The 6,433-nt window shown below is 43.4% G+C and carries 8 protein-coding genes; 3 read left to right on the top strand and 5 right to left on the bottom strand.

Annotated features, from left to right (window positions below):
- The coding region (gene mobV / locus FVR03_RS23475; RefSeq protein ID WP_187270284.1) for a MobV family relaxase at nucleotides 1–1,258 on the top strand (1,258 nt) is incomplete at its 5' end.
- A 151-nt stretch (nucleotides 1,259–1,409) separates the two neighbouring features.
- On the opposite strand, the gene FVR03_RS23470 is transcribed toward mobV, so the two are convergent.
- The 5 genes from FVR03_RS23470 to FVR03_RS23450 all read right to left on the bottom strand — a co-directional run bounded on the left by FVR03_RS23470 (nucleotide 1,410) and on the right by FVR03_RS23450 (nucleotide 4,924).
- Nucleotides 1,410–2,024, bottom strand: a complete 615-nt coding sequence (locus FVR03_RS23470; RefSeq protein WP_147924212.1) for a hypothetical protein — start codon at nucleotides 2,022–2,024, stop codon at nucleotides 1,410–1,412.
- A gap of 247 nt (nucleotides 2,025–2,271) precedes the next feature.
- Complete coding sequence (locus FVR03_RS23465; RefSeq protein WP_147924211.1) at nucleotides 2,272–3,123, bottom strand: hypothetical protein; 852 nt, start codon at nucleotides 3,121–3,123, stop codon at nucleotides 2,272–2,274.
- Between the two features lie 367 nt (nucleotides 3,124–3,490).
- Nucleotides 3,491–3,697 (bottom strand): type II toxin-antitoxin system HicA family toxin, encoded by a 207-nt coding sequence (locus tag FVR03_RS23460; RefSeq protein ID WP_147924210.1) that lies wholly within the window; start codon nucleotides 3,695–3,697, stop codon nucleotides 3,491–3,493.
- A 5-nt stretch (nucleotides 3,698–3,702) separates the two neighbouring features.
- The gene (locus FVR03_RS23455) at nucleotides 3,703–3,930 is read right to left on the bottom strand and encodes a type II toxin-antitoxin system HicB family antitoxin (protein ID WP_147924209.1); all 228 of its coding nucleotides are present in this window, start codon (nucleotides 3,928–3,930) and stop codon (nucleotides 3,703–3,705) included.
- A gap of 70 nt (nucleotides 3,931–4,000) precedes the next feature.
- Nucleotides 4,001–4,924, bottom strand: a complete 924-nt coding sequence (locus FVR03_RS23450) for a replication initiation protein (protein ID WP_147924208.1) — start codon at nucleotides 4,922–4,924, stop codon at nucleotides 4,001–4,003.
- A 211-nt stretch (nucleotides 4,925–5,135) separates the two neighbouring features.
- Between FVR03_RS23450 and FVR03_RS23445 the strand changes: the two genes are divergently transcribed.
- Both FVR03_RS23445 and FVR03_RS23440 read left to right on the top strand, forming a co-directional pair.
- Nucleotides 5,136–5,447, top strand: a complete 312-nt coding sequence (locus FVR03_RS23445; protein WP_147924207.1) for a hypothetical protein — start codon at nucleotides 5,136–5,138, stop codon at nucleotides 5,445–5,447.
- A gap of 264 nt (nucleotides 5,448–5,711) precedes the next feature.
- Nucleotides 5,712–6,233, top strand: coding sequence for a hypothetical protein (locus FVR03_RS23440; RefSeq protein WP_147924206.1), 522 nt, complete (start codon nucleotides 5,712–5,714; stop codon nucleotides 6,231–6,233).
- Nucleotides 6,234–6,433 lie beyond the last annotated feature (200 nt).

Raw genomic sequence — 6,433 nt, 5'->3', positions numbered from 1 at the left:
CGGAGCAGGCCTCGGAGACCACATCGACCGCAAGGAGGGCCAGGAGCACACCTTCCAGAACGCCGACCCGGCGCGGCGGCAGCTCAACCAGTCCTTTGCCGTGACCGATCACTGCAGCAAACCGCTGCACACGGCCATCTCCGACAGGATCGCCGAAGGCTACACCGGCACCACCGCCATCCGGAAGGACGCGGTGCGGGCGCTCTCGCTGGTCTTCACCGGCACGCACGAGGACATGAAGGCTATCGAGGCAGATCCGGAGAAGCTGCAGGGCTGGCTGAAGGCCAACTACCAGTTCGTCACCCAGGAGTTCGGGAAAGAGAACGTGGTGCGCCTGGCACTGCACCTGGACGAGAAGACCCCGCACCTGCATGCGGTGGTGGTGCCACTGGTGGAGGGCAAGCTGACGGCCAAGAAGCTGCTGGGCAACAGAAAGGACATGAGCGAGCGCCAGGACCGCTACGCGAAAGCGATGGAGCCTTTCGGGCTCTCCCGGGGCGTACGGGGCAGCAAGGCCGTCCACAACTCGGAGGGCTGGTACCTGGGGCAACAGCAGCAGGCGCAGAAAGCTGTTTTAAGCGATCTGCCGAAGCTCACGGCTTTGGACAGGATAAACCCTGCCCGCTACGAGGAAAAGGTGCAGGAGCGCTTTAAATTCGTCTCCAGGGAGAAAACGGACACGGCCATCGAGCTCAAGCGCCGGACCGATCAGGTGCGGCATGCGCAGGCCAGCCAGCACAAGGCCGAGCAAGAGGCAGCCAGGCACAGAGAAGCCACCCAAAGTATCGCCGCGCAGCTCCTACAGGCCGGCAAGGCCGGCATTACCCTTGATTCCTCTTACGCCCTGTTGAAAGCCCCTGCAGCCATCCGGGAGGCTGCCAATACGCTCTTTCAGGAGGAAGTCCGGAAGCTGGCAGATACGCATCTAAAGCAGGGTGCAGAGGCATACTACCGGGGGATCTATCAACTGGAAGACAGCAGCAAAGCCACCCGAGAGGATTACGAGCGGCACCAAAAGCATGACTCGGAGGAAACCCGAAACCACATAGCGGGGGAAATCACAAGGATTTTCAACCAGGAGATACAGCAACGGTGGGGCGTGGAGCTGAGTCCGGAGGCATCCCTCTACAAAGAACTGCGGAAAAAGGCGGCAGACCTGGTGCGGGAGCTTGCCAAAACCATCCTCCAGGAACTGAGGAAGGCGCTAGGGCTGGAGGAGCCACGCCAGCAGCGCAAGAGCAGGGGGCTGGGCAGGTGACAGCACTTTATGTCCCACGCGCAAAGGGTGGCTCAGCTCGCTGACGCGCAGCTAGGAAAAGGTTGTTTAAGGCATTTACTGGTGGTTCTGTTTCAATGTGAAACAGGTTGCGGCATGTTATATGGGAGCCGCAAAAGCTGAGGAGCCGGAATTAATGCACGGTTATAGTTCTACCGTGCTTTTTGTAAACTTTCCATCTGTTGCCACCATATGGTGTTGGCAAGTTAATAGACTCTATAGACTTGTGATATTGAATTTCAAAAGAATGTAGTCCATCCATGTCTCTAGCATGTATTTGTACTACTATTCCATCTCCCTTTGTGAACTTATCTTCATAAATAAGTACTTTGCTATAATCCACGATTCGTCTCCCTGAAGGGTGTATGAAGTCAGAAATCTCTTCCCAACCATTGCTTGGTTGCCCATAGAGGGACAGGGACTTTGAAAACAGCTTGTCTGTCTCCTCAAGTGGCACCTTTGACAAGAGCACCCGATTCAATTTTCCTCCGTTTTGTTCAGTGTAGTCCACTAACTCTATGAGCAGATAGTGATACTTTATTTCTGAGAGGGGCACTTTTATTCTATACCAAGTATTATATAAAACTTCTATGTCAATGTCCTTATCATAGTATATTTCTGCTATTCGTTCAGCTGTATAGTTCTTTCCAAAAGAAAGGCCCTTTATAATCTGAGCAAGGCTCTCAGTAGGGTTAACAAAGAAAGAAAGTAAAGCGATGAGAAATAGTGTACCTTTCTTGAGCTGCATCTTATATCCTTTTAATTCATTAAAGATATTAAATATATATTTTCATGCTTTCTTATCCTAAATAAACATAGTGCCACCCTCCCCCTTATCTATCCGGAATTGCACCCATCCCAGAAACGGTCTCTATTGAACATATTACCTGTTGTAGGCTAATGTTATGTAAACAGGACTAACACACTTATGCCATGCGTAGCCCGCAGCTTCAGCATGGGTCACATATGCACATGGTTTGGGTACTGTTATGTTTTCAGTTAATTGAGTAGAATTCATAGATACTACTCAAAGTTTTAAACTCGAATTCATAATCTCCATTTTCGTTTACTGACGGTACTAAGGAACAGCATGGAAGAATATCTAGATAGTTTTTATCCAGTTCTCTGAAGACTTCAGAATATAATTTTAAGTCGGCAAGTTCATTCCATAGAATTGGAAGTATTGCAAAGTTTATTTCTTGCCCGCCTTCTAATACTACTTTATTTTCTTTCTTAGTTAAATTAATTGTTTTACTTTCTAGCTTTTTATTGATCCGGTTTAAAAGGAGGAACTTTAAATTATCAGGACTTCCGACTCGTTCTGGTTTTATATTGTGAATACTTACAAAATCTACAAGTATTGTTTTTGAGGTTTCTAGGTCTAGAAAGTAAAAGTCTGCACTTAAATTATTAGGTAATTTGTATTCTCTTTCAAGGAGTTCAAATTTTTTATTTCCTGGGTTTGTAATTGCTTGTAGCCCAACCAACTCACCTATGTAGTTTAAATAAGCTGGATTATTACTTATGGACAGATCTGTATCAAATGCCTTAATAATCTCACTTACTATTTCTTTTACTGCATTGCTAAATTTTTCACTTAGTTGTTCAGTGGCTTTTATAGCAGTTGTATCTATAAATTTTAAAAAGTCTATAGCCTGCTTGTTACCTAATTCTGCTAAAGCCATCCAGTCATAGATGCAATGAATAGGAATATTTTGATTAGGATTGCCGTTACTTGTGAGATTTTCAAACCTTGACTGAAATTTCTCGACTCTTTTCCAGACTTTTCTATCTTTTTCCAAGAGCTTGTATATAAAAGGGCAATATTTTAACAATAATTCTTTCATATATTTAATATTTTATCCAGTATAAGCTATATATTAATGTTGTGAAAGTCACTGCTATTGACGTTTTAAAAGCTTTTTTGATAAATAACCTGTATAGCCATTAATATATAATTTAAAATACATTTCTCCGCTATTTGCAAGTTTCAGCTCCCGTGAAAGTACCAAAAACAAGGAGTGCGATTCCAGCTTCTGGGGGCGGTTTTTCTGATAACTACTCTTATGTTAAATAGGGCACTTTCTGGGGAATGTCCTGTTTGGAGGCCATAAGGGGAGTGCCAGCACCAGGTGTCAGAACTCTCGGATGCTGCCGGTGATCAGCTCTCCGGAAGGAGATGGAACATGGCCATGATTTTGTAATTCTATGTGCCTAATTAAGCTCATCCGGGTCAATACCGGCTTGCTTCAGAATACCATGCAGGGTTCCCTTCTTCAGATCCTTGCTGTGCATGGGAACGACAGTACGCTTGCCGCTCTGACGATTAACGTAAATCTGGTGACTTCCCTTGGCACGGGCAAACTCAAAGCCGCGCGCCAGCAGTAGAGCGACAATTTCCTTGGGAGTGTATGACTTCATGCCCATCAGGAAGCCAGGGTCAGGGAATACTCCAGGCTCCTGCTGTCATCCGGAACAGGCTCTCCATCCGCCTCCAGGCTTTCGACATACAGGCTGATGGCCTCCCTGGCCATTTCAATGGCCTCCTCTATGGTCTCGCCCTGGGTGAAGCAGCCAGGAAGAGTTGGCACGCTCACGCTGAAGCCGCCCTCTTCCTCCGGTGTAAGCAATATACGATAGGTACGCTGTGTCATAGATCTAAATTTACGAATTGGAGGAGTAAAGTTACTCTTTCTTCCCTTTTGTTACTACCTCTTAACTTATCTAACGCAAGCCCAGTACTTTGAGCAGTAAGCCGGCAGGGTTCTTATTTGCTTTTGCTCTGCCTGTCTTAAGGTCATAGTTAAATTTGAACAAGCTGTCAATGAGCTTCTCGTCTGTAAGTATCTGCTGAACGAGCTTCGCATCTTTAACACCCAAGTCTTCCAGGATCTGCTGGGCGTGCTGATGTCGTGCATTTTCAATAGGCTGATCAAAGGGGAGAGGTAATTGATTCGGAGCTTGGATATTAATATAAAACCTTATACTCTGATAGGAGCGGCCTTTTTTTATCAGTTCATAGCTAATCTTAAGGTCTGTATGTGCATTGATCTGGTTTACTGCAGTATCCAACACAAACTTCTTAAACATCGATAGCTTAGTATACTGCTCAGGCTCCTTACCTTTGGGATCTTTCAGCATCAGCATCACTTTAAAATCGTGAATCAAAAAGGTTTTACTCTCCCCTATATCTTTCCATTGTGAGGCTATTTGATAGATGCGTTTAGCATATTTGCTTGTTAGGCTAAATGCAGCATGTAACCTGAAACTGGTAAAATTGCTTTTTAAGTCTATCAGATACGGTCGGACTTTCTCTGACACCTCCAGCTCTATAACTCCTTCTCCTTTGATATACTCAGCTGAGGCTAATAGTCCTACCTGAAGTACTCTTTTCTCATCTTCAATGATGTACTCCCGGCTTCTTAAGTTAGAAGTCGCTTCTAAAAATTGATTATAGTGCCACTCTCGACCTGTGATTGCCATCATGTCTTTAACCTTAACCTGATACATGATTCCTCTTTCATCTTCTTTCTTAATTAAAGACAGCAAGTAGAAAACAATATCCATCTCACAGGCTGTCATTTCATAGCGGGCCGTAGTGATAGCATTATGCTGTCTTATTTCAACAGCTGCGATTTTAGGAGTCATATTATTCAAGTTTAACCAAATATATTGAAAAGAAAGAAAATAAAGAAAATCTTTCCTTAAATATTATATTCCCACTGATAAAACCTTTCCTTTTGACTGATAAAACCTTCCCTTTCACTGATAAAACCTTTCCTTTCACTGATAAAACCTTTCCTTTTGACTGATAAAACCTTTCCTTTAGCTCGTCCATTTATCTGATAATCAAACTCTTATGGACACTGCAAATAAGACAAATAGATACAAATATCACAAAGTTGTGTTTCGCGCATGCGCGCGTAAGGCGTTTAGGGAACTCAATAAATTGGCAGATGGAACAACACCACAGACAGAAAAAAAGCAAAAACAACAAAAGGGAAAAAAGAGCACTGGGGGGCGCGCGCGAAATCTTGAATTATATCAAATGCAGGTAGCATCAAGCATAATTTTAGGCCTAGTTAGGTCATATCCTGCCATTAGAAAGAAGATCAAGAGAAAAGAATGGTTCTACACCTCTGAAGTATTTGCCGCGCTTATAGAGGCTTAAAATCGATTTTTTGTTAAACAACAAGTTTTGAAAGACTATGAAGGGCTGTAGATTGGTTAATTGAATACCCTTTTCCGATGTTTAGCAAGTTATTAGGCACAGGTAAAAACGAGTTTTTATAAGTTACATCTTGTTGTACTAATGTGTGCATATTATGAGCAATTCAATGCTATTTATGCCTGTTTTTGTTACCTATTAGTTGTCTACTTTACTACTTTTGTGTTGTTATCATGATGATAACACGTGATATCATTTTACCTCAAAATGAATAAATCTGATAACATTGATGATTATATTACTTTAGCTGAAGCTGCGGCCCGTTCAGGTAAATCAGAAATAACTATTCGCCGTCTTTCAAAGAAAGTGTCTGCTAAAGAGCATGTTAAAAAAGAAGTAAATGGCCTGCTTATTAGTTCTTCCTTTGTCAATGGAGTGTATTCTTTTGATAACAAATCTGTTATCATTGATAACACGAATGATAACAGTGATAACAAACATGATAACAAGCATCAAGTTATTCAAGCAGAAATCCTTCTGGTAAGACTTGAAGAAAAAGATAAATTAATAGCTAGTCAGCAACAACAAATAGAACGTCTGGAGAGGCAGTTTACAGAATACAGGGAGGAAAAACAAAAGGAACTGGAGCGGCTTCATGATAAGTGGAGCCAGGAACAAGAAATATTCAAGCGTGACCAGCATCTGAATGCTGGAAAGCTTTTAGCCCAACAGAGCCAGGAGCAGCCCCAAGAAGTTGAAGCTAAGAAGAAGCGCTGGTGGCAATGGTAGTAGTTTTGTTATTCTTTGATTCACTAATTATCAATCACTACTGGATGTTCTCATTAACAAGGCGAGCCTAGGGCTCGCCTTGTCCGTCCCGGCCATAAAAGGTTAACCCTGGAGGCGTGATTTTGGTATAAAGTATAGCCCACTAGACTTCGTTCCGAAGTTGCGGGCCCTGCGGGGCCAAGGGCCTGTACAAAAGCCAT

Origin of the sequence: Pontibacter qinzhouensis, assembly GCF_008017455.1 — a bacterium.
GTDB lineage: Bacteria > Bacteroidota > Bacteroidia > Cytophagales > Hymenobacteraceae > Pontibacter > Pontibacter qinzhouensis.
This window is presented reverse-complemented; position numbering and strand designations above follow the sequence as displayed.